The organism is Streptomyces canus (assembly GCF_030815415.1).
GTDB lineage: Bacteria > Actinomycetota > Actinomycetes > Streptomycetales > Streptomycetaceae > Streptomyces > Streptomyces canus_F.
This window is the reverse complement of the sequence record NZ_JAUSWW010000001.1, coordinates 3764648-3784742: the sequence shown is the minus strand read 5'-3', so window position 1 is coordinate 3784742 and position 20095 is coordinate 3764648. Positions and strand designations below refer to the sequence as shown.

Annotated in this window: 22 protein-coding genes; 14 read left to right on the top strand and 8 right to left on the bottom strand. The window is 71.0% G+C overall.

Going from position 1 to position 20095, the window contains the following annotated elements; all coding sequences use genetic code 11:
* Nucleotides 1-5 precede the first annotated feature (5 nt).
* Complete coding sequence (locus QF037_RS17310) at nucleotides 6-1196, top strand: sensor histidine kinase (RefSeq protein ID WP_307037213.1); 1191 nt, start codon at nucleotides 6-8, stop codon at nucleotides 1194-1196.
* Nucleotides 1193-1807: a response regulator transcription factor gene (locus QF037_RS17305; protein ID WP_307026238.1), complete on the top strand. Its 615-nt coding sequence runs from the start codon at nucleotides 1193-1195 to the stop codon at nucleotides 1805-1807. The genes QF037_RS17310 and QF037_RS17305 overlap by 4 nt, the downstream gene beginning before the upstream one ends.
* 90 nt (nucleotides 1808-1897) lie before the next feature.
* On the opposite strand, the gene QF037_RS17300 is transcribed toward QF037_RS17305, so the two are convergent.
* Nucleotides 1898-2749, bottom strand: a complete 852-nt coding sequence (locus tag QF037_RS17300) for a transglutaminase-like domain-containing protein (protein ID WP_307026236.1) — start codon at nucleotides 2747-2749, stop codon at nucleotides 1898-1900.
* A gap of 17 nt (nucleotides 2750-2766) precedes the next feature.
* Complete coding sequence (locus tag QF037_RS17295; RefSeq protein WP_307026234.1) at nucleotides 2767-3795, bottom strand: GNAT family N-acetyltransferase; 1029 nt, start codon at nucleotides 3793-3795, stop codon at nucleotides 2767-2769.
* A 140-nt stretch (nucleotides 3796-3935) separates the two neighbouring features.
* Between QF037_RS17295 and fdxA the strand changes: the two genes are divergently transcribed.
* Together fdxA and QF037_RS17285 are read left to right on the top strand one after the other, a co-directional pair.
* A complete protein-coding gene (fdxA, locus tag QF037_RS17290) occupies nucleotides 3936-4256 on the top strand; it encodes a ferredoxin (protein WP_006346810.1) in 321 nt (106 codons plus the stop codon).
* A gap of 116 nt (nucleotides 4257-4372) precedes the next feature.
* Nucleotides 4373-5467: a bifunctional succinyldiaminopimelate transaminase/glutamate-prephenate aminotransferase gene (locus QF037_RS17285; protein ID WP_307026230.1), complete on the top strand. Its 1095-nt coding sequence runs from the start codon at nucleotides 4373-4375 to the stop codon at nucleotides 5465-5467.
* Between the two features lie 67 nt (nucleotides 5468-5534).
* Here the strand turns inward: QF037_RS17285 and QF037_RS17280 are convergent, their stop codons facing one another.
* Together QF037_RS17280 and QF037_RS17275 are read right to left on the bottom strand one after the other, a co-directional pair.
* Nucleotides 5535-5981 (bottom strand): ATP-binding protein, encoded by a 447-nt coding sequence (locus QF037_RS17280; protein WP_307026228.1) that lies wholly within the window; start codon nucleotides 5979-5981, stop codon nucleotides 5535-5537.
* A 308-nt stretch (nucleotides 5982-6289) separates the two neighbouring features.
* The gene (locus QF037_RS17275) at nucleotides 6290-7252 is read right to left on the bottom strand and encodes a heavy metal transporter (RefSeq protein WP_307026226.1); all 963 of its coding nucleotides are present in this window, start codon (nucleotides 7250-7252) and stop codon (nucleotides 6290-6292) included.
* Between the two features lie 84 nt (nucleotides 7253-7336).
* On the opposite strand from QF037_RS17275, the gene dapE reads away from it, so the two are divergent.
* The gene (dapE, locus tag QF037_RS17270; protein ID WP_307026225.1) at nucleotides 7337-8416 is read left to right on the top strand and encodes a succinyl-diaminopimelate desuccinylase; all 1080 of its coding nucleotides are present in this window, start codon (nucleotides 7337-7339) and stop codon (nucleotides 8414-8416) included.
* A 98-nt stretch (nucleotides 8417-8514) separates the two neighbouring features.
* On the top strand, nucleotides 8515-9273 hold the full coding sequence (locus QF037_RS17265; RefSeq protein ID WP_307026223.1) for an LOG family protein: 759 nt from the start codon (nucleotides 8515-8517) through the stop codon (nucleotides 9271-9273).
* 136 nt (nucleotides 9274-9409) lie between these two features.
* Here the strand turns inward: QF037_RS17265 and folP are convergent, their stop codons facing one another.
* Nucleotides 9410-10270, bottom strand: coding sequence for a dihydropteroate synthase (gene folP / locus QF037_RS17260; RefSeq protein WP_307037210.1), 861 nt, complete (start codon nucleotides 10268-10270; stop codon nucleotides 9410-9412).
* A 148-nt stretch (nucleotides 10271-10418) separates the two neighbouring features.
* On the opposite strand from folP, the gene QF037_RS17255 reads away from it, so the two are divergent.
* Together QF037_RS17255 and QF037_RS17250 are read left to right on the top strand one after the other, a co-directional pair.
* Nucleotides 10419-10787: a DivIVA domain-containing protein gene (locus QF037_RS17255; RefSeq protein WP_307037208.1), complete on the top strand. Its 369-nt coding sequence runs from the start codon at nucleotides 10419-10421 to the stop codon at nucleotides 10785-10787.
* A complete protein-coding gene (locus QF037_RS17250) occupies nucleotides 10784-11365 on the top strand; it encodes a DNA-3-methyladenine glycosylase I (protein WP_307026221.1) in 582 nt (193 codons plus the stop codon). The genes QF037_RS17255 and QF037_RS17250 overlap by 4 nt, the downstream gene beginning before the upstream one ends.
* 3 nt (nucleotides 11366-11368) lie before the next feature.
* Here QF037_RS17250 and QF037_RS17245 read toward each other — a convergent pair whose 3' ends face one another.
* Nucleotides 11369-12160 (bottom strand): enoyl-CoA hydratase/isomerase family protein, encoded by a 792-nt coding sequence (locus QF037_RS17245; protein ID WP_307026220.1) that lies wholly within the window; start codon nucleotides 12158-12160, stop codon nucleotides 11369-11371.
* 362 nt (nucleotides 12161-12522) lie between these two features.
* On the opposite strand from QF037_RS17245, the gene QF037_RS17240 reads away from it, so the two are divergent.
* Nucleotides 12523-12690, top strand: coding sequence for a DUF3117 domain-containing protein (locus QF037_RS17240; protein WP_003966491.1), 168 nt, complete (start codon nucleotides 12523-12525; stop codon nucleotides 12688-12690).
* An 87-nt stretch (nucleotides 12691-12777) separates the two neighbouring features.
* On the opposite strand, the gene QF037_RS17235 is transcribed toward QF037_RS17240, so the two are convergent.
* Complete coding sequence (locus tag QF037_RS17235) at nucleotides 12778-13410, bottom strand: O-methyltransferase (RefSeq protein ID WP_307037206.1); 633 nt, start codon at nucleotides 13408-13410, stop codon at nucleotides 12778-12780.
* Nucleotides 13411-13711: 301 nt separating this feature from the next.
* Between QF037_RS17235 and sigE the strand changes: the two genes are divergently transcribed.
* The 5 genes from sigE to QF037_RS17210 all read left to right on the top strand — a co-directional run bounded on the left by sigE (nucleotide 13712) and on the right by QF037_RS17210 (nucleotide 18859).
* Complete coding sequence (gene sigE / locus QF037_RS17230; RefSeq protein ID WP_046260588.1) at nucleotides 13712-14407, top strand: RNA polymerase sigma factor SigE; 696 nt, start codon at nucleotides 13712-13714, stop codon at nucleotides 14405-14407.
* Complete coding sequence (locus QF037_RS17225) at nucleotides 14404-15339, top strand: anti-sigma factor family protein (protein WP_307026218.1); 936 nt, start codon at nucleotides 14404-14406, stop codon at nucleotides 15337-15339. The genes sigE and QF037_RS17225 overlap by 4 nt, the downstream gene beginning before the upstream one ends.
* A 155-nt stretch (nucleotides 15340-15494) precedes the next feature.
* Nucleotides 15495-17330, top strand: coding sequence for a trypsin-like peptidase domain-containing protein (locus QF037_RS17220; RefSeq protein ID WP_307026217.1), 1836 nt, complete (start codon nucleotides 15495-15497; stop codon nucleotides 17328-17330).
* 170 nt (nucleotides 17331-17500) lie between these two features.
* Entirely contained in the window at nucleotides 17501-17941 is a 441-nt protein-coding gene (locus QF037_RS17215) for a sec-independent translocase (RefSeq protein ID WP_307026215.1), read from the top strand.
* A 261-nt stretch (nucleotides 17942-18202) separates the two neighbouring features.
* Nucleotides 18203-18859, top strand: coding sequence for a hypothetical protein (locus QF037_RS17210; RefSeq protein ID WP_307026213.1), 657 nt, complete (start codon nucleotides 18203-18205; stop codon nucleotides 18857-18859).
* A 59-nt stretch (nucleotides 18860-18918) separates the two neighbouring features.
* Here the strand turns inward: QF037_RS17210 and QF037_RS17205 are convergent, their stop codons facing one another.
* Nucleotides 18919-20052 (bottom strand): Mrp/NBP35 family ATP-binding protein, encoded by a 1134-nt coding sequence (locus QF037_RS17205; protein WP_307026211.1) that lies wholly within the window; start codon nucleotides 20050-20052, stop codon nucleotides 18919-18921.
* Nucleotides 20053-20095 lie beyond the last annotated feature (43 nt).

Here is a 20095-nt window from a genome sequence, read left to right as displayed (position 1 = left end):
GGACGATGACCGACGACGGGCTGCCCGCGGACCTCCGGGCGGAGAACTCGATCCTGGTGGGCCGGACGCCCCGCAACCGGACGGACGCGGTGCGCAAGCTCGTCTGGATACTGCCCTGGCTGATCTTCCTCGGCTCACCGGTGCAGGACCTGAACTCCGGCGACCACTCGACGGCCGCGACCGCGGCCGGCTGGGTGGCCCTGGCCTCCTTCACCGGCGTCTATCTGACCCTGGTCTTCCGGAACATGGGCCGGCCGTTCTCCGGACCGGCGGTCGGCGCCCTGGTCGTCCTGCTCGGCCTGCTCGCGGTGGTCCTGTGCCTCAGCCTCGGCAGCGCCTGGATCGGTCTGTTCGTGTACGTCTCCGTCACGTGCGGCGCCACTCTGCCGCAGCGGATGGCGTACTGGGCGGTCGGGGTGAACACCCTTGCGATGGCTCTGGTCGGCCTGCATGTCGGCTCGGACGACTGGAGCCTGATCCTGGTGGTGCTGCTCCTGGGCTTCGCGATGATGGGCGTGAAGCAACTGGTGCGGACGACCGTGGAGTTGCGCAAGGCCCGCGCGACGGTGGCCCAACTGGCGGCGAACGAGGAGCGGTTGCGCCTGGCCAGGGATCTGCACGATCTCCTCGGCCACTCGCTCTCGCTGATCACCCTCAAGAGCGAGCTCGCGGGCCGGATGCTCCCCGACCACCCCGGCAAGGCGGCCCAGCAGGTCGCCGACATCGAACAGGTCAGCCGCCAGGCCCTGGTCGACGTCCGCGCCGCCGTCTCCGGCTACCGGCGCGCCCGGCTGTCCGACGAACTCGCCGGCGCACAGGTCGCCCTGAACGCGGCCGACGTCACCGCGGAGGTGCCCGCCGAACCCGGCCTCGACGGCGTCCCCGAGGAGAGCGAGACCGCCCTCGCCTGGGCGCTGCGCGAGGCGGTCACCAACGTCGTACGGCACAGCGGCGCGACCCGCTGCACGATCGAGCTCCTGCGACGCCAGACCCTCGACGGGCCGGTGCTGGAACTCTCCGTCGAGGACAACGGCTCGGGAGGCTCGGGCAAGGGCCCCGGCAACGGTCTGACGGGCCTGACCGAACGCCTGGAGAAGGCGGGCGGCACCCTGGAGGCGGGCCGTACCAAGCACGGATTCCGCCTGGCCGCCCGAGTCCCCGCCACCACGTCGGCGCCCGTAGGATCCGGCGCATGAGCCCTACGATCAAGGTCCTCCTCGCCGAGGACCAGTCGATGGTCCGCGAGGCACTCGCCGCCCTCCTCGGTCTGGAGGACGACATCGAGGTCGTCGCCCAGGTGGCCCGCGGCGACGAGGTGCTGGCCGCGGTCCGCGCCCACGACGTCGACGTGGCCCTCCTGGACATCGAGATGCCGGGCGCCACGGGCATCGAGGCGGCGGCCCAGGTCCACAAGGAACTCCCGGCGGTCAAGCTGGTCGTCCTCACCACCTTCGGCCGCCCCGGCTACCTCCGCAGCGCGATGGAGGCCGGCGCGGACGCCTTCCTGGTCAAGGACGCCCCCGCGGCCCAACTCGCGGAAGCGGTACGGAAGGTCCTGGCGGGGGAGCGGGTCATCGACCCGACACTGGCGGCAGCGGCTCTGGCGGACGGCGCGAACCCGCTGACCGACCGCGAGCGCGAGATCCTGAGGGCGGCGGAGGACGGTTCCACGAACGCCGAGTTGGCGACCAAGCTCCACCTGTCCCAGGGAACGGTCCGCAACTACCTCTCGACGGCGATTCAGAAGCTGGCGGTGAGGAATAGGGCGGAAGCAGCCCGGCTGGCAAGAGAGAAAGGCTGGCTGTAACCCACCCCAGGGGCGCGGGGCTGTATCAATGTGCGGCTCCGCCGCGTGGGCGCGACCAGCCACGAATCACCCGCAGCCGCCGCTGAACCGCTAGTTCAACATCGCTCGCGCGGCATGAGCCTGTTGCCGAACACGAGCAGAAGCGGACTCATCCACGGCCTCCACGACATCCGCGTACGCATCCAACTCCATGGCCCCGCCCAGAAAATCCCCCCGCTGCACCAACAACTGCGCCCGCTCATACCGCAACCGAGCCGGATGCGAAGGCAACAGCAGCCCCAACTCCACCGCCCACAACGCCACATCCGACCGCTCCGGCCGAGCCGCGGCCCACGCCCGCACGTTGTTGAGAATCCGCAGCACCACATCCAACGGATCCGCCGGCACCAGCATGGACGGTTGCAACGGCGCCCCCGTCGCCCCCGCCACCAGCAACTCCGCGTCGGATCCGCTCAACACCCGCCCCCCGTCGAACGGATCGGCGAGCACCTGCTCCTCCTCCGCCCCGAACCCGACGACGAAATGCCCCGGCAGCGCGACTCCGTACACATGAGCCCCGGCCCGCCGGGCCACCTCCATCCACACCACGGACAGCAGGATGGGCAGCCCCCGCCGCCGCTGCAGCACCGAGTGCAGCAGCGAGGACTCCAGCCGCTGGTAGTCGCCAGGGGCGCCACGGAAACCGAGCCGCTCCCCGAGCAGCTCCCGCAGGGACACCGCCCAGGACCGCGGCCCGCCGGGCCGGAAGGGCAGCTGCCCCGCCAGCCGGTCCAGTTCGATCTGCGCCGCGTCCATGCCCGTCTCGTCCAGCGTCCCGTCCGCCTCCGCGCCCACCAGCAGGCACAGCGACGACAGATCGGGCCGCTCGGACCGCACCTCTTCGGCGAACCGGCGGCGCAGTTCGGCGGAGCGTTCCGGGGGCGGGGGGTAGAGGGGGCGCATAGCTGGCTCGTGCCCGGTCACGATGATCCGTACCGGCCGCCGTCGGGAACCGCCGGTTCCCGGTAGTGGTGGTACGCGTGATGCGCCGCGAAGCCCATCCCGGCGTACAGCGCCCGCGCACCCGTGTTGTCCGACTCGACCTGGAGCCATGCGGCGGACGCGCCCTCGTCGAGCGCCCGCCGGGCCAGCGCGGCCATCACCGTGGTGGCGAGCCCCCGCCGCCGCTGTCCGGGATCCACCTCGACGGCGGAGAAGGAGGCCCACCGTCCGTCGACGACACACCGCCCAATGGCGGCCGGAGCCGCCCCGTCGGAGGAGCCCGGCACGGTCGCGAACCACACCGAAGGGCCGCTCCCGAGCACCTTCAGCGCCACCTCGCTCACGCCCTTGCGCTGGTACCGGGCGAGCCATGCCTCGTCCGCGTCGCGGGCCAGCAGAACCTCGTCCGCCCCGGCCCGGTCGGCGATCGGGGCCAGCGCGCCGATCCACAGCTCGGCGGTCACCTCGCGCTCCCACCCCCGCCGCTCCAGCTCCGCGCACAGCAGCTCCTGCGTGCCCTCGGCGCCGGTCGCGGTCTGGATGTACGCGGGCAGCCCGCGCTCGCCGTACCAGCGCCGTACGGCCTCCAGCGCCCCGTCCAGCGGTATCCCCGGGTCGCCGATCGGGAGCACCGAGTTGGCCCGCCGGGTGAAGCCCGACGCGGCCCGCAGCTCCCACTCGCCGAGCCGCTCGCTCTCCACCGGCCGCCACGCGCGCGTGGAGACATGCGCGAGTTCCTGGTAGGTGGCGGAGGGTCCGCGGCGGCGGGCCGGCGCGCTCGGCACCACCTTGCCCGCGACCAGCGAGGATTCCGCGATGTGGACGGTCTCGCCACCCTTCCGTGTGATCAGCAGCACACCGTTGTCCCATGATGCGAGAACACCCACCGTGTCGGTGAACTTCTCACCCGGAACCCAAGGATCGTTCAAGCGGCGTACGGAGACCCGTTTGCCCACGTCAGCAGCGGTGATACGGACCTCAAGGCGCCCCGTCGCAGAGATTTCCACAGGTCTGTTCACCCCTCCTGTTCGGATCATGCCCAAGAACGGAGATACTAGGGGTGGGCATCGACGACGCCGCGCTCCCGCGCGCCAGGCGGCAGGGCCTGAGGAGGCCCGCCAGCGCCCTATCGAGGAGGAACGACAGCGTGACCTACGTCATCGCGCAGCCTTGTGTCGACGTGAAGGACAAGGCGTGCATCGAAGAGTGCCCGGTCGACTGCATCTACGAGGGCTCCCGGTCCTTGTACATCCACCCGGACGAATGCGTCGACTGTGGTGCCTGTGAGCCGGTCTGCCCGGTCGAGGCGATCTTCTACGAGGACGACACTCCGGAGGAGTGGAAGGACTACTACAAGGCGAACGTCGAGTTCTTCGACGAGCTCGGCTCCCCGGGCGGTGCCAGCAAGCTGGGCCTGATCGAGCGCGACCACCCGTTCGTGGCCGGACTGCCGCCGCAGAACCAGTAAGGGCGGCCCGCACCCGCGCGCCGCCTCGGTCCCGTACGGCTCGATCACCTCTGATCGCTGTACGGGACCGAGGCGTTTGCCGTACGAGTGCTGTACCAGAAAGTGAGCCAGACACCGTGTCCGCTGTCTCCGACCGTCTCCCCACCTTCCCCTGGGACAAGCTCGAGCCGTACAAGAAGACGGCTCTCGCGCACCCCGGCGGCATCGTCGACCTGTCCGTCGGCACCCCGGTCGACCCGGTTCCCGACCTGATCCAGAAGGCGCTCGTCGACGCGGCGGACTCGCCGGGCTATCCGACGGTCTGGGGCACAGCGGCGCTGCGTGACGCGATCACGGGCTGGGTGGAGCGTCGCCTGGGCGCCCGCGAGGTGACGCACAAGCACGTCCTGCCGATCGTCGGTTCCAAGGAACTGGTCGCCTGGCTCCCCACCCAGCTGGGCCTCGGCCCCGGCGACCGTGTCGCCTACCCGCGCCTGGCCTACCCGACGTACGAGGTCGGCGCCCGTCTGGCCCGCGCCGAGTACGAGGTCTACGACGACCCCACCGAGCTGGACCCCGAGGGCCTGAAGCTCCTGTGGCTCAACTCCCCGTCGAACCCGACGGGCAAGGTGCTGGGCAAGGAAGAGCTCACCCGGATCGTGGCCTGGGCCCGCGAGCACGGGGTGCTCGTCTTCTCCGACGAGTGCTACCTGGAGCTCGGCTGGGACGCCGACCCGGTCTCGGTCCTGCACCCGGACGTCAACGGTGGCTCGTACGACGGCATCGTCGCGGTCCACTCCCTGTCGAAGCGCTCGAACCTCGCGGGTTACCGCGCCGCGTTCCTGGCCGGCGACCCGGCGGTCCTCGGCCCCCTCCTGGAGATCCGCAAGCACGGCGGCATGATGACGGCGGCGCCCACCCAGGCGGCGGTGGTGGCGGCCCTCGGCGACGACGAACACGTCCGCGTCCAGCGCGAGCGCTACGCGGCCCGTCGCAAGGCCCTGCGCGGGGCCCTGGAGGGCCACGGCTTCCGCATCGAGCACAGCGAGGCCAGCCTCTACCTCTGGGCCACCCGGGGCGAGTCCTGCTGGACCACGGTCGCCCACCTGGCCGACCTGGGCATCCTCGTGGCCCCGGGTGACTTCTACGGCGAGGCGGGCGAGAAGTTCGTCCGCGTGGCCCTCACGGCGACGGACGAGCGGGTGCGGGCGGCCGTGGAGCGGCTCGCGTAAGCGTCACGCATACGGCGATGGGGTCCAGGGAGACACCCCTGGACCCCATCGCCGTATCAGTCGGCCGTCAGCCGAGCGGGAGACTCTTCACCGGAAGGGACTCGGTCGGCTGGCCACCCTTGGTCAGGGAGTCCGTCGGCAGACCGCCCTTCGTCGCGGTGGACGCCGTGTCACCCAGGATGTCCCCGGCGGAGCCCGCCGCGTCGCCCGCCGTCTGCTGTGCGGCCGGCGCCGCCTTCTTCGCGACCTTGCCACTGGTCTTGCCCGCGGTCGGAAGCGCCTTCTTGACCGCGTTGCCACCGGTCTTGCCGGCGATCCCGGTGGCGTTCTGCGCCGCGCCGTCGACGGTGTTGCCGACGCTCGCCCCGTCCAGGGCGGTCAGTCCGCCGAGGTTCGAGGTGGGCAGTTCGGCGGGGGCCGCACTGGCGGAGCCGGCCGCACCGACCCCGGCTGCCGCTCCCGCAGCAACGAGCAGCGCGGCACGGGCGATCCTGCGGGTCAGGGGGAGGGACATGATGCTCCTTTGACGGGAGAGAACGGGGAAGTGTTCGACCGTGTCCGGCAGTTGATCACCGGGCTCGGACGCAGTGACTACCGCTCGAAGCCCGCGAAGGTTGCGGCGGCCCAACGTAAAGAGTTGGCAATGCGTCGCATTATCGGCTGCGGATAAAACAGTCAAAAGGTGTCCGGTCGGAAAGTGTGCCGAATCCTTACAGCCCTTTGTCCTCAAGGGTTTCGCGAATACGAGGGTGACTGCGCGAAAACCTGCGCACACCGCCGTCCGTGGCGGCCGTGCGTAACCCCTGCGGGTGATCGTCCGTACTACTGAGCAGTCAGGATCCGCACGGACCCCGCGCCCTTCTCCGCCCCGTCGGTTTCCTCCGACGACATCGCCCGCCACTCGCTCTGGGTGTTCCCGGCGGTCCACTCCCGCCCGGCGTACGTGACGCGCTGGATGTGCAGCGCGGAGGCGTTGGCCACCGCCCAGTGCGCGAGCTGCCAGCCGCGCTCCTGGCTGCCGCGGCCCTTGGCGGCACCGGTAACGGGCACGGTCACGGTCCGTCCGGACACCGTGGCCTCCGGGGCGGGCGTCGCCTCGGCGGCCCCCACCTCCTTGGCGGTGGTGTCCAGCGCGTCCCCGCCGAAGTCCCGTACAAGCGCCTCGCGCACCCCCTCCGGACCCGCGGCGAAGGTCGCCCCCGAGCGGCCGTCGCAGGTCAGCGCGGCCGCCGAGGACCCGGTGAGGGCGGCGGCGAGCACCGTCGCGTCCGGCTCGTGCTTGGCGTACGCCTCCGGGTAACCACTGCGCTGCACGCGCTGGGCGGCCTCGGTGAGCGGCAGCTTCGTGTAGCCGTCGACCTTGACCAGATGCTTGTAGAACTCCCCGGCCGCGTACGTCGGGTCCATGATCTGCTTCTCCGTGCCCCAGCCCTGCGAGGGCCGCTGCTGGAACAGGCCGAGGGAGTCCCGGTCGCCATGGGTGATGTTGCGCAGGCCCGACTCCTGGAGCGCGGTCGCCAGCGCGATCGCCACCGCCCGCTCGGGCAGCCCGCGCCCGGTGCCGACGGCCGTGATCGTCGCCGCGTTCACCGCCTGCTCCGGCGTGAACTCGTAGGCCACCCCGTCGTCCCTGCCCGAGACGACCTTGCAGCCCGGGGCGTCCGTGCCCGCGGTGATGTACTGGACCACCAGATATCCGGCGACGGCACACAAGATCACGAAGGCCGCCAGACCGCGGAAAAGGCGGCCACGACGACGCTGTTGAGGGCGGGACTGCGCTGGCATCCGTACAAGGTAGCGGAGGCCCCTGTGGTGTCCGAGCCGGGTGTGGACAGAGCGGGCGGAGCCCGGCGCGTTAGGGTCGACGCCATGGCCGATACCCCGCTTGACCTCACGCAGGACGCCGCGCAGCTCACCGCGCGGCTCGTCGACTTCCCCTCCGTCAGCGGCACCGAGAAGCCGCTCGCGGACGCGATCGAGACCGCGCTGCGCGCGCTGCCGCACCTGACGGTCGACCGGTACGGCAACAACGTCGTGGCCCGTACGAACCTGGGCCGCGCGGAGCGGGTGATCCTCGCCGGGCACATCGACACGGTCCCGATCGCGGACAACGTGCCCTCGCGCCTCGACGAGGACGGCTACCTGTGGGGCTGCGGCACCTGCGACATGAAGTCCGGGGTGGCGGTCCAGCTGCGTATCGCGGCGACGGTCCCGGCACCCAACCGCGACCTCACCTTCGTCTTCTACGACAACGAGGAGATCGCCGCCGAGTTCAACGGCCTCAAGCACGTCTCCGAGGCCCACCCGGACTGGCTGGCCGGCGACTTCGCCGTGCTGCTGGAGCCGACGAACGGCCAGGTCGAGGGCGGCTGCCAGGGCACGCTCCGGGTGCTGCTGAAGTTCAAGGGGGAGCGGGCGCACTCCGCGCGCGCGTGGATGGGCTCGAACGCGATCCACGCCGCGGCGCCGGTGCTGGCGAAGCTGGCGGTGTACGAACCGCGCAAGCCGATGGTGGACGGTCTGGAGTACCACGAGGGCCTCAACGCGGTCCGTATCGAGGGCGGGGTGGCCACCAACGTCATCCCCGACGCCTGCACGGTCACCGTCAACTTCCGCTACGCGCCCGACCGCAGCGAGGAGGAGGCGGAGGCGTTCGTCCGTGAGTACTTCGCCGACTGCGGGGTGGACGAGTTCGTGGTGGACGACCACACGGGCGGTGCGCGCCCCGGCCTGAACCACCCTTCGGCCGCGGCCTTCGTGGAAGCCGTCGGCGGCGAGGTCCACCCCAAGTTCGGCTGGACGGACGTGGCCCGCTTCAGCGCGCTCGGCGTGCCCGCGGTGAACTACAGCCCCGGCAACCCCCTTCTGGCCCACAAGGTGGACGAGCGGGTCAAGGTGTCGCTGATCCCCGAGGCGGAGGAGCGGCTGAAGTCCTGGCTGACGGCGTGAAGTGAGCCTCGTGCCGGTCGGACATCCGCATGTCCCCCCTCTGTAACCCGCGTAGATCTACGCTGAGGTGGAAACACCCGCAAGTGGAGGGAGCGCACATGGCTACCGGCAACCCCGAGGGGAAGAAGCAGCCACCGTCGGAGCAGCGCCTGGGACCGGTCCTCCGAAGGCGGGGCCAGGTGACGGCGAGCACGACCGACCAGCGCCTCCTGGACGCGGGCGGCCCGTCCGACTGGGTCCACACCGATCCCTGGCGGGTCCTGCGCATCCAGTCGGAGTTCATCGAGGGCTTCGGCACGCTTGCCGAACTCCCGCCCGCGATCAGCGTGTTCGGGTCGGCGCGGACGGCGGCGGACTCACCGGAGTACGAGGCGGGCGTCCAGCTCGGGCGGGGCCTGGTGGAGGCCGGATTCGCCGTCATCACCGGTGGCGGTCCCGGAGCCATGGAGGCGGCCAACAAGGGTGCATGCGAGGCGAAGGGCATCTCCGTCGGCCTCGGCATCGAGCTCCCCTTCGAGCAGGGGCTCAACCCCTACGTCGACATCGGCCTCAACTTCCGGTACTTCTTCGTCCGCAAGATGATGTTCGTGAAGTACGCGCAGGGCTTCGTGGTTCTGCCCGGCGGTCTCGGCACGCTGGACGAGCTGTTCGAGGCCCTGACCCTCGTCCAGACCCAGAAGGTCACGCGCTTCCCGATCGTCCTCTTCGGCAGCGAGTACTGGGGCGGCCTCGTCGACTGGATCACCAAAACCCTGGTAGCCCAGGGCAAGGCATCGGAAAAGGACCTGCTCCTCTTCCACGTGACGGACGACGTGGACGAGGCGGTGGCCCTGGTCTCGAAGGAGGCGGGCCGCTAGAAGCCTCCGCGGACGTCGGACGGGCTGGGTTTCTCAGCCCGTCCGGCGTTTGAGGACGAGGCCCGTTCGACAGCGGGGGTCTGGGGGCGCAGCCCCCAGGGATGGGACGGGTAAGGGCGGCGGGGGCGAAAACGTCCTACGCCAGCCCCCGCCGGGCGACCGCCGGAGGTCGGTGGCCCGCGATGGACGCCACCATGTCCAGCACCTGCCGGGTCTCCGCGACCTCATGCACGCGGTACACCTGCGCCCCCAGCCACGCCGACACCGCGGTGGTCGCCAACGTCCCCACCACCCGCTCCTTCACCGGCTTGTCCAACGTCTCCCCGACGAAGTCCTTGTTGGACAGCGACACCAGCACGGGCCACCCGCTGGACACCATCTCCCCCAACCGCCGCGTCGCCTCGAGACTGTGCCGCGTGTTCTTCCCGAAGTCGTGCCCCGGATCGATCAGCACCGACTCCCGGGGCACCCCCAGCGACACCGCCCGCTCGGCCAGCTCCAGCGTCACCCGCAGGATGTCGGCCATGACGTCGTCGTAGGAAACCCGATGCGGCCGCGTACGAGGCTCCGATTCCCCCGCGTGCGTACACACCAGCCCCACCCCGTACCGCGCGGCGACCTCCGCGAGCCCCGGATCGACCCCACCCCACGCGTCGTTCAGCAGATCCGCCCCCGCCTCGCACACGGCCGCACCGACCGACGCCCGCCAGGTGTCCACGCTGATCACGACATCCGGGAACCGCCGCCGCACCTCCGCCACGAACCCGACCGTCCGACGCGCCTCCTCCTCGGCGGAGACTTCCTCACCCGGCCCGGCCTTGACCCCGCCGATGTCGATGATCGCGGCACCCTCGGCCACCGCCTGCTCCACGCGCGCGAGGGCCGGTTCGTCACGGAAGGTCGCGCCCTGGTCGTAGAAGGAGTCCGGCGTCCGGTTCACGATCGCCATGATCACCGGCTCGTGCTGCCCGAATTCCCGCCTGCCCAGCCTGAGCATCCGCTGTGACCTCTCGTAGTACGGCCTGGGTACGGCCACTTCCTCGGCCGCCTGCGACCCTAACTGTCAGACTCGCATGGCACGATCGGACTCTGACACATTCGACTCCGAGCACATTCACCGAGCGTGGAGACCCCCAGCGATGGTTATGTTCTTGTTCCTCGTCGTCGCGCTCGCCGTCGTGGTCGCCGCGGTGACGCTCGCCGTGGTGGGCGGCGGCGAGACAGGCCCCTTGCCCGAGGCCGCCCCGGAGCGGCTCCAGGATCCCCTCCCGCTGGAGCGCCCGGTCAACCGCGCCGATGTCGAGGCCCTCCGCTTCCCGCTCGCCGCCCGCGGCTACCGCATGGGCGACGTGGACGACGCCCTCAGCCGCCTCGGCGCGGAACTCGCCGAACGCGACGCCCGTATCGCCGACCTGGAGTCCGCCCTGGCCGGCGCCCAGGCCGTCACGCGCGGCGCGCCCGTCTCGCATGTGTCCATGGAGAAGCCCGCCGAGGGTCCGGAGGAGCAGCAGTGACCGACGGCGCCGCCCTCGCCGGCCCGGACGGGGCTCTGCGCTGCCCCTGGGCGCTGTCCACCGAGGACTACGTCGCGTACCACGACGAGGAGTGGGGCCGCCCGGTCCACGGCGACGACGCCCTGTACGAGCGCCTGAGCCTGGAGGCCTTCCAGTCCGGCCTCTCCTGGATCACGATCCTGCGCCGCCGGGAAGGCTTCCGGGCGGCCTTCGCGGGCTTCGAGATCGCCAAGGTCGCCCTGTTCACGGACGCCGACCGGGACCGCCTCCTCACCGACGAGGGCATCATCCGCAACAGAGCCAAGATCGAGGCGACACTCGCCAACGCGCGCGTGCTGGCCGACTGGGCTCCGGGTGAACTCGATGACCTCATCTGGTCCCACGCCCCGAAGACACCGGGACCGGCCCCCAAGGCGCTGGGGGACGTCCCGGCGATCACTCCCGAGTCGACGGCCCTCTCGAAGGCCCTGAAGAAGAGGGGCCTTCGCTTCGTCGGCCCGACCACGGCGTACGCGCTGATGCAGGCGTGCGGCCTGGTGGACGATCATCTGGCCACGTGCGTGGCCAGGCAGAGCTGACGCTCAGCGACCCAGGTACTTGGGCGTCTCCTTGTTCACGAAGGCCTGCACGGCGATCGCATGGTCCTTTGAGGACCCCGCCCGCGTCTGCAGCTCGTCCTCCTTGTCCAGCGTCTCGGCCAGGGAGTGCGAGAACCCGTACGCGACAGCTTCCTTGATCGCCGCGTAGGCCACCGTCGGCCCCTCGGCCAGCGCCCGCGCGACCTTCTCGGCCGCGCCCGGCAGCTCGGTGGACGGTACGAGACGGTTCGCGATACCCAGCTCGTACGCCTCCTGAGCCTTGATCGTCCGGGGGAAGAGCAGCAGATCGGCGGCGCGGCCCGGCCCGACCACGCGCGGGAGGGTCCACGAGACCCCGGAGTCCGCCGTCAGCGCGACCCCCGCGAACGACGTGTTGAACCCCGCCGTGTCCGCCACCACTCGGTAGTCCGCCGCCAGTGCCAGTCCGAACCCGGCCCCGGCCGCGACGCCGTTCACCCCGGCCACCACGGGCTTCGGCATCTGCGTCAGCGCCCGCACGATCGGGTTGTAGTGCTCCGCGACCGTGCTCATGACCTTCGTCGAGCCCTCGGCCAGCAGCCCGATGTGTTCCTTGAGGTCCTGTCCCACACAGAACGCCCGCTCCCCGGTCGAGGTCAGCAGCACCGCCCGTACGGCTCCATCACCGGCCGCGGATTCCACCGCCTCCCGCAGCTCGACCTTCGTCGCGATGTCGAGCGCGTTCATCGCCTCGGGACGGTTGATCGTGATCGTCGCGAGCCCGTCGCTCACCTCGTAGAGCACGGTGTCGGCCATGGTCTGTCCCCTCCTGCGTCCCAGCGGGTTACTTGCGGGTTTCGAAGGACAGCATGGCGGAGATCACCGCCGAACGACCGGAACGGACGTGTGACCTGCGTCAAAGAATGTGCGACCGAAAGAGGCCGCCGGATACGTGTGCGGCCGCGCAGTATCGCAGTCACATCGCCGAATTGAGTGGTTTTGCTCGCGCGCGTTGCCCAAGCGATGCCGACTGATGTTGGTCATCGGGTCCTGAGATGCGGGATAATGGCCTGGAAGCAATGTGTTCGATGCCGGTGTCGCGTGCCCACGCACGACACGCGTGCCCTCCCAGGGCCGTCGGCTTTGACGATGAGCTGGTTTCAGGAAGGGGAACGAGCATGGCGGCCATGAAGCCGCGGACGGGCGATGGCCCGCTCGAGGTGACAAAGGAGGGGCGGGGCATTGTCATGCGCGTTCCGCTCGAAGGCGGCGGTCGGCTCGTCGTCGAGCTGACCCCGGATGAGGCCGACGCGCTCGGTGACGCCCTCAAGAAGGTCGTCGGCTGACGCGGAAGCGACCATACCCCTTCAGCTGCCCCGGCATCGTCATCGGTGTCGGGGCAGGTGTTTGCCCAGGTCAGAATGGTGGGAGGGTCAGCGCTTGACCGCGCAGAGCAGCCCGTCGCCCACCGGCAGCAGCGACGGCACCAGCTCCTGGCTCTCCCGCACCGCGCGCAGCAGTTCGCGCAGCCGCAGGACCTCGGTGGGCTGCGGACCCGAGTCCACCGTCCGGCCGTGCGCGAAGACACCCTCGAAGATGACCAGGCCCCCCGGCCGCAGCAGGCGCAACGATTCAGCGAGGTAGTCCATGACCTCCAGCCGGTCACCGTCGCAGAAGACGAGGTCGTAGCCGGCGTCGGTGAGGCGGGGCAGGACGTCCAGGGCGCGGCCCGGGATGAAGCGGGCCCGGTTGCTGGCGAACCCGGAGGCGCGGAAGGCCTGCCGGGCGAACTGCTGGTGCTCAGGCTCGGGGTCGACCGTGGTGAGCACCCCGTCCGGCCGCATGCCGTGCAGCAGATGGATACCGGAGACACCGGTACCGGTGCCGATCTCGGCGACCGCCTTCGCGTCGACGGAGGCCGCCAGCAACCGCAGGGCTGCGCCCGCGCCGGGCGACACCGAGCGCAGGCCCGCTTCACGGGCCCGGTCACGGGCCCAGCGCAGCACTTCGTCCTCGGCGACGTAGGCGTCGGCGAACGCCCAGCTCGTCTGCCGGTTGGCGGTAATGACCCTCTCCTGTCCCCGTGGTTGCCTGGGCGTGACTGTATCCGTTGGGCCCGGGAACCCGCAGATGGGACCGGGCGTTTAGAGGGGTGGAGACGCACCCGGGGGGACACAGTTGGATCACGATGCCGAGCACGGGCCCGAGCGGGCGGTGACGCAGCCGCACGAGCGGTATCAGCCCAGATCAAATTCTCGTAAAACCGCTTATCCGGAGCTAACGGGCGAGGTGGCTATGGTAGGGGCTCCACTGGACACCACCAGAGCCGACAGGGGAGGTGCGGCCGCGCCTTTGGATCGGGGAGGAGTGCTGCGGCGCTTCCTCGGATCGGCGGGTAGGCCGAAATCCGTGAACGACACCGCTGCTGACCACAGCCACGGCGACTACGCCACCGCGACCTTCTCCACCGACGCGGACGGGCAGGCCTGGACTCCTCCGACGTGGGAGGAGATCGTCAGCACGCACAGCGGCCGGGTCTACCGGCTCGCCTACCGCCTGACGGGCAACCAGCACGACGCCGAGGACCTCACTCAGGAGGTCTTCGTCCGCGTCTTCCGCTCCTTGTCGACGTATACGCCCGGCACCTTCGAGGGCTGGCTCCACCGCATCACCACCAACCTGTTCCTGGACATGGTCCGGCGCAAGCAGCGCATCCGCTTCGACGCCCTCGGCGAGGACGCGGCGGAGCGCCTGCCCAGCCGTGAGCCGTCGCCGCAGCAGGTCTTCAACGACGCGCACTTCGACGCGGACGTCCAGCAGGCTCTCGACACCCTCGCGCCCGAGTTCCGCGCCGCGGTCGTCCTGTGCGACATCGAAGGACTGTCGTACGAGGAGATCGCCGCGACCCTGGGTGTCAAGCTCGGCACGGTCCGCTCGCGGATCCACCGCGGCCGTTCCCAGCTGCGCAAGGCACTCGCGCACCGTTCGCCGGAGGCGCGGGCCGAGCGTCGCTCCTTCGTGCCCCGCGTCGCCGCTCTGGGGGGAGGGGGCGCGACCGCGTGAGTGGATCACGGCCCAATCCCGCCGAAGGGCGGTTTGCTGAGCAGCACCTGGGAGACCGACTCGCCGCGCTGGTCGATGGCGAGCTCGGTCATGAGACGCGCGAGCGCGTCCTCGCTCACCTGGCCACCTGCGCCAGGTGCAAGGCCGAGGCCGACGCCCAGCGCCGACTGAAGAACGTCTTCGCGGAGGCAGCGCCGCCGCCTCCCTCCGAGAGCTTCCTGGCCCGCCTCCAGGGGCTGCCCGGCGGAGGTGACTCGGACGGCGGCTCGCCGTTCGGGGGAGGATTCGCCGACGGCTTCTCCGGAAGACCCGGCAGCGCCGGAGTCTTCGGCGTGAAGCGGGGCGAGCGTTTCGCGTTCGACTACGTCCCCGCGACGCCGCACGCTTCCGCGCTCAACCCCTCCAGCGGCGGTTTCCGCATCCATGACGTCAGCCGGCACGAGGCCGAGAGATCGGCGTCGCGCGGTATGCGGTTCGCGTTCGTCGTGGGCGGGGCGGTGTCGCTGGCCGCGATCGCGCTGGGCGGTGTCGCCACGGTCGCGCCGACCGACACGGACGCCCGTGGCGGCTCGGGCGGCAGTAATGTCACCCCGGCCCGCACGCAGGGCGGGACGGGCGCCGCGACACCCGACAGCCAGCGCCGTCGTGCGGTGGGTCCGCTGTTCGCCCAGGACCAGTCCCGGATCGACGCCCCGGTCGCCCCGACCGAGGTGTCCGCGCCGCTGGTTCCCGGCACCCAGGCGCACGAGGCCACGCTGACCGCACCCGTGGTGGCCGGCGCGGCCGCCATGTCCCCGTTGATACGTCCGCTCAGCGCGACCCCGCCGCTGACCCTGACCTCCTGGTCCACGTCCGCGGACCTCACCCCGCGGGGCCTGCTCGCCGCACCCGTCCCCCACGCGACCTCCTCCCCCTCCGGCACCGCCCACTGACCCGGCCTCTGCGCGCCGGCACCCGAACCTGGTTGAATCCAGGGAGAGCCGTGCCCGCGCCTGTCCGGCAGATCAGGCCGTGATGGCGGCAGCGTGCCTGACAGGCGCAGGTGAGCGGGGCCGACGTGCCGGCCAGGCCCCGGTGTGGGGAGAGCATGAACGAGGGGAAGCCCACGAAGGCGAAGTGGTGGAGCCGACCGCGTCCGCAGGGCCCTGCGGGCCAGGCGGAGGGGGCTCCGGCCGCGCCGGGCGAGTACAGCGCGGGGACCGAGGGGGCACCTCCGGTGCCGGGTCCCACCGCCGACGGTGACTACGAGCTGAAGCAGCCTCAGCAGCCGGCCGACGCGGCCGATGCCGGCGGCGACTTCGCGCTGAGGTCGCCGCGGGATGCCGTGCGCGAGGACGGTTCGTCCGAGCCTGAGCCCGGACGCGAGCCCGGGACCCCGCCCGAGGACCGGGTCCCCGCGGGGACCCAGGGTGACGGTGACTTCGAGCTGAGCCTGCCCGTCACGCGCACCGCCCCGGCGGTGGAGGAGGGCACGGCAGACCCCTCTCCCAAGCCCCTGCACGACCCCGACCCGTACAGCACCCCGCCGTACGGCGAGCCCGGCCCCTGGGCCCCGGCCCCGCCGGTGCAGCACCCGGCCGGCACCCCGTCCCACGGCACGGCGATACCGACGCCCCCACAGGCGCACGGCACCCCCGCGCCGGCCCCGGGCGCTCCCTCCTTCGCGGACGCACCCCCTCCGGCGCCCTACGCCGAGACCCCGTCCACCCCACCCCCCGCCAACCCCTGGCGAAACTACGACCCCTGGGCCCCCGTCCCCCTCCCCACCTCCCTCCAGCAGAACGGCGCGGCCGTCCCCACGGACGGGCGCCGAAAGCGGGCCAGGAAGGTCCTCGTCGTCGGTGCCGCGCTGCTCGCGCTCGTGTCCGGAGGCGTCGGCGGGGCCGTAGGGGCCTACCTGGAGAGCAATGGCGGTGTGGGGGACGTGGAGCTGCCGCAGGCCGACGCCGAGCCCGCAGGGCGGGCGCCGGACAGCGTGGCGGGGATCGCCGCACGGGCGCTGCCCAGCGTGGTGACCCTCCATGTGAGCGGCGCGGAGGAGCAGGGCACCGGCACCGGGTTCGTGCTCGACGACCGGGGCCACATCCTCACCAACAACCACGTCGTCGAGCCCGCCGGAGCCGACGGGGACATATCCGTCACCTTCCACAGCGGCGACACCGCCAAGGCCACCGTCGTCGGACGGGACAGCGGCTACGACCTCGCCGTCGTGAAGGTCACCGGCGTCAGCGGACTCCGGCCCATGAACCTGGGCAACTCCGACAGCGTCCAGGTCGGCGACCCGGTCGTCGCCATCGGCGCCCCCTTCGACCTGGAGGGCACCGTCACCTCCGGGATCATCAGCGCCAAGGAGCGCCCCATCACGGCCGGCGGCGAGAGCGGCGACGGCAGCGACGTGTCGTACGTCGACGCCCTGCAGACCGACGCGCCCATCAACCCCGGCAACTCCGGCGGCCCCCTCCTCGACTCCAAGGCCCGGGTCATCGGCATCAACTCCGCGATCCGCTCCGCCGACGACGGCTCCGACTCCGGCGGCGCCCAGTCCGGCTCCATCGGCCTCGGCTTCGCCATCCCCATCAACCAGGGCAAGCGGGTCGCCGAAGAGCTGATCAACACCGGCAAGGCGACCCACCCGGTCATCGGCGTCACCCTCGACATGGACTACTCGGGCGACGGCGCCCGCGTCGGTACGAAGGGCAACGACGGCGGGCCCGCGGTCATCGCCGGTGGCGCCGGGGACAAGGCCGGCATCAAGTCGGGCGACGTCATCACCGCGGTCGACGGCCAGCGCATCCACTCCGGCGAGGAGCTGATCGTCAAGACCCGCGCCCACCGCCCGGGCGACCGGCTGGAGCTCACCGTGGAACGCGGCGGCGAGGAGCTGACCATCGCCCTGGTGCTCGGATCCTCGGACGGCGATTGAGCGCCCCCGATTGACAGAAACCTCACAGGCGCGCCCGCAAACCCGGCCCCACAAGGCAAACAACCCTCAAAACCGCTCATGCCCGCGCACTCGGAGGCCTCGGGACAGTACCGGTCGTACCGGATCGCCGGGTACCGTGGACCCGGCCCGGACATCGCAAGGAGCTTCAGGTGTTCAATGACATAGGACCGCTCGAGCTGGTGACGCTCGTTGTCCTCGCCGTGCTCGTCTTCGGTCCGGACAAGCTCCCGAAGGTCATCCAGGACGTCATGCGGACCGTCCGGAAGATCCGGGAGTTCTCGGAGAGCGCCAAGCAGGACATCCGCTCGGAACTCGGTCCCGAGTTCAAGGACTTCGAGTTCGAGGACCTGAACCCCAAGACGTTCATCCGCAAGCAGATGGACAACGACGAGCTGGGGCTCAAGGAGATCCGCAACGGCTTCGACATCAAGAAGGAGATGGCCGAGGTCACCGACGCGGTCCACGGCCGTGAGTCGGAGTCGTCCTCGTCCTCCTCCGGGTCGTCGTCAGGCGGCCGGATCGACATGACCAAGAAGCCCGATGACGACGGCAAGGACGACCGCCCGGTCTTCGACGCGGACGCCACCTGAACGTCGTACACCCGCAGTCGTACCCATGCTCCTCAGCCGCACGTCAGTGACGTGCGGCTGAGTCGTACGTGACGCGTTTCATATCTCGCCGGGCCTCCGTGCGGCCTGATCCCGACGCCCGGACGCCCCGCGCGCCGGGCGCTTTCCCTGCTGGTCCCGGTGGGGTGGCTATGCTGCCGAGTTGTTGTGCGGACCGGACGAGTCGCCCGAAGGGGGGTGGGCCGTTCCGGACCGACGAGGAACGAGGAGGCGTCCGGGCACATGGAGACGACGAGTCAGGCGGTCGCACAGGCCCCGGCGGAGGGCGGACAGCAGGTCCCCTCCGCCCGGCGCACGGTCGACGGCTACCTGCTGGCGCCCTTCCCGTGGTACGGCCTCGACGAGGCCTTCACGGGTCCGCGCTGGCTGATGCAGGTCGGGACGGCGGCGGACGGTGCCGTCGAACACGGTTCGATCGGGCACGGTGACGAGCCCTCCGTACGGAACGAGGCGTCGGAGGACAAGGAGAAGTTCGCGGTGGTGGTGACCGTCGCGGCGAATCCGTCCCGCAGGAGCGCCGACGGCACGGGGCTTCTCGAGGCGACGTCCGTCTCCTCGGCGGCGTGGCTCGCGGGGGTCGGGCTGCTGTCCTTCACCTGGCCCGGCTCGATGGACCACTCGCTGCGCGACGACTGGCTGGACCAGCAGACGGAGACGGCGTGGGCCCTGGCCGACGACCTCGACGGTTCGGACTGGTCGACCCTGTCGCTCCCCGTGGACGGGGTGCCGACGTCCTTCCACTACCGCGAGTCCGAGTTCGGCTGGGTGCTCGCCGGGTCCACGCCGGAGGGCGTGCATGTGGGGGCGTACGGGAGAGGCATGAGCGCGTACGGGCTCGGCTTCGCCATGATCAAGGACATCTCGGCCTACGACGCATAGCCCGTCCTACGACGAGGGGCGCCGACTCCGTGAGCCGGCGCCCCTCGTCGTAGGAGGATCTAGAACTTGTTCCGCGGGGTGATCCCCAGGGACAGTCCCGCGAGGCCGCGCTGGCGTCCGCCCAGCTTCCCCGCGATCGCCCGCAGGGCCGCGCCCGCCGGGGAGTCCGGGTCGCTCAGGACGACCGGCTTGCCGTCGTCGCCGCCCTCGCGCAGGCGGACGTCGATCGGGATGGAGCCGAGGACCGGGACCGTCGCGCCCGTCGTCTTCGTGAGGCCGTCGGCGACCATCTGGCCGCCGCCCGTGCCGAAGATGTCGACCATCTCGTCGCAGTGCGGGCAGGGCATGCCGGACATGTTCTCGACCACGCCGACGATCTTCTGGTGGGTCTGGACGGCGATGGCACCCGCCCGCTCGGCCACCTCGGCGGCGGCCTGCTGCGGGGTCGTGACGACCAGGATCTCGGCGTTCGGGACCAGCTGGGCCACGGAGATCGCGATGTCGCCCGTGCCCGGCGGAAGGTCGAGGAGGAGGACGTCGAGGTCACCCCAGTACACGTCCGCGAGGAACTGCTGAAGAGCCCTGTGCAGCATCGGGCCGCGCCACACCACCGGGGCGTTGCCCGGGGTGAACATGCCGATGGAGATGACCTTCACGCCGTGTGCCGACGGCGGCATGATCATGTTCTCGACCTGGGTCGGACGCCCGTCGGCGCCCAGCATGCGGGGCACGGAGTGGCCGTAGATGTCGGCGTCCACGACGCCCACCTTCAGACCGTCCGCGGCCAGCGCCGCCGCCAGGTTCACCGTCACCGAGGACTTGCCGACGCCGCCCTTGCCGGAGGCGACCGCGTACACGCGCGTGAGCGAGCCCGGCTTGGCGAAGGGGACCTCGCGCTCGGTCTGGCCTCCGCGCAGGGCCGTCGCCAGCTCCTTGCGCTGTTCGTCGCTCATGACGTCGAGCGTGACGTCCACACCGGTGACGCCCTCGACCGCCGCGACCGCGTCGGTCACACGCTGGGTGATCGTCTCGCGCATGGGGCAGCCGGACACGGTCAGGTAGACGGCGACCGCGACCGCTCCGTCCGCGCCGATGTCCACCGACTTGACCATTCCCAGTTCGGTGATGGGTCGGTTGATCTCGGGGTCGTTCACCGTCGCCAGTGCCTCGCGCACCGCGTCTTCGCTAGCCATAAGGACGATGGTACGGCTCGGTGGCGTGCCCCCGGGATGCCCG

What these genes read in the sequence shown, in the direction of transcription:
- QF037_RS17220 (WP_307026217.1), top strand. Translation starts at nt 15,495, where the DNA reads ATGAACGAGGGGAAGCCCACGAAGGCGAAGTGGTGGAGCCGACCGCGT.
- QF037_RS17255 (WP_307037208.1), top strand. Translation starts at nt 10,419, where the DNA reads ATGTTCTTGTTCCTCGTCGTCGCGCTCGCCGTCGTGGTCGCCGCGGTG.
- QF037_RS17245 (WP_307026220.1), bottom strand. Translation starts at nt 12,160, where the DNA reads ATGGCCGACACCGTGCTCTACGAGGTGAGCGACGGGCTCGCGACGATC.
- QF037_RS17300 (WP_307026236.1), bottom strand. Translation starts at nt 2,749, where the DNA reads ATGCGCCCCCTCTACCCCCCGCCCCCGGAACGCTCCGCCGAACTGCGC.
- QF037_RS17240 (WP_003966491.1), top strand. Translation starts at nt 12,523, where the DNA reads ATGGCGGCCATGAAGCCGCGGACGGGCGATGGCCCGCTCGAGGTGACA.
- QF037_RS17265 (WP_307026223.1), top strand. Translation starts at nt 8,515, where the DNA reads ATGGCTACCGGCAACCCCGAGGGGAAGAAGCAGCCACCGTCGGAGCAG.
- QF037_RS17305 (WP_307026238.1), top strand. Translation starts at nt 1,193, where the DNA reads ATGAGCCCTACGATCAAGGTCCTCCTCGCCGAGGACCAGTCGATGGTC.
- QF037_RS17280 (WP_307026228.1), bottom strand. Translation starts at nt 5,981, where the DNA reads ATGTCCCTCCCCCTGACCCGCAGGATCGCCCGTGCCGCGCTGCTCGTT.
- QF037_RS17275 (WP_307026226.1), bottom strand. Translation starts at nt 7,252, where the DNA reads ATGCCAGCGCAGTCCCGCCCTCAACAGCGTCGTCGTGGCCGCCTTTTC.
- QF037_RS17205 (WP_307026211.1), bottom strand. Translation starts at nt 20,052, where the DNA reads ATGGCTAGCGAAGACGCGGTGCGCGAGGCACTGGCGACGGTGAACGAC.
- folP (WP_307037210.1), bottom strand. Translation starts at nt 10,270, where the DNA reads ATGCTCAGGCTGGGCAGGCGGGAATTCGGGCAGCACGAGCCGGTGATC.
- QF037_RS17210 (WP_307026213.1), top strand. Translation starts at nt 18,203, where the DNA reads ATGGAGACGACGAGTCAGGCGGTCGCACAGGCCCCGGCGGAGGGCGGA.
- dapE (WP_307026225.1), top strand. Translation starts at nt 7,337, where the DNA reads ATGGCCGATACCCCGCTTGACCTCACGCAGGACGCCGCGCAGCTCACC.
- QF037_RS17310 (WP_307037213.1), top strand. Translation starts at nt 6, where the DNA reads ATGACCGACGACGGGCTGCCCGCGGACCTCCGGGCGGAGAACTCGATC.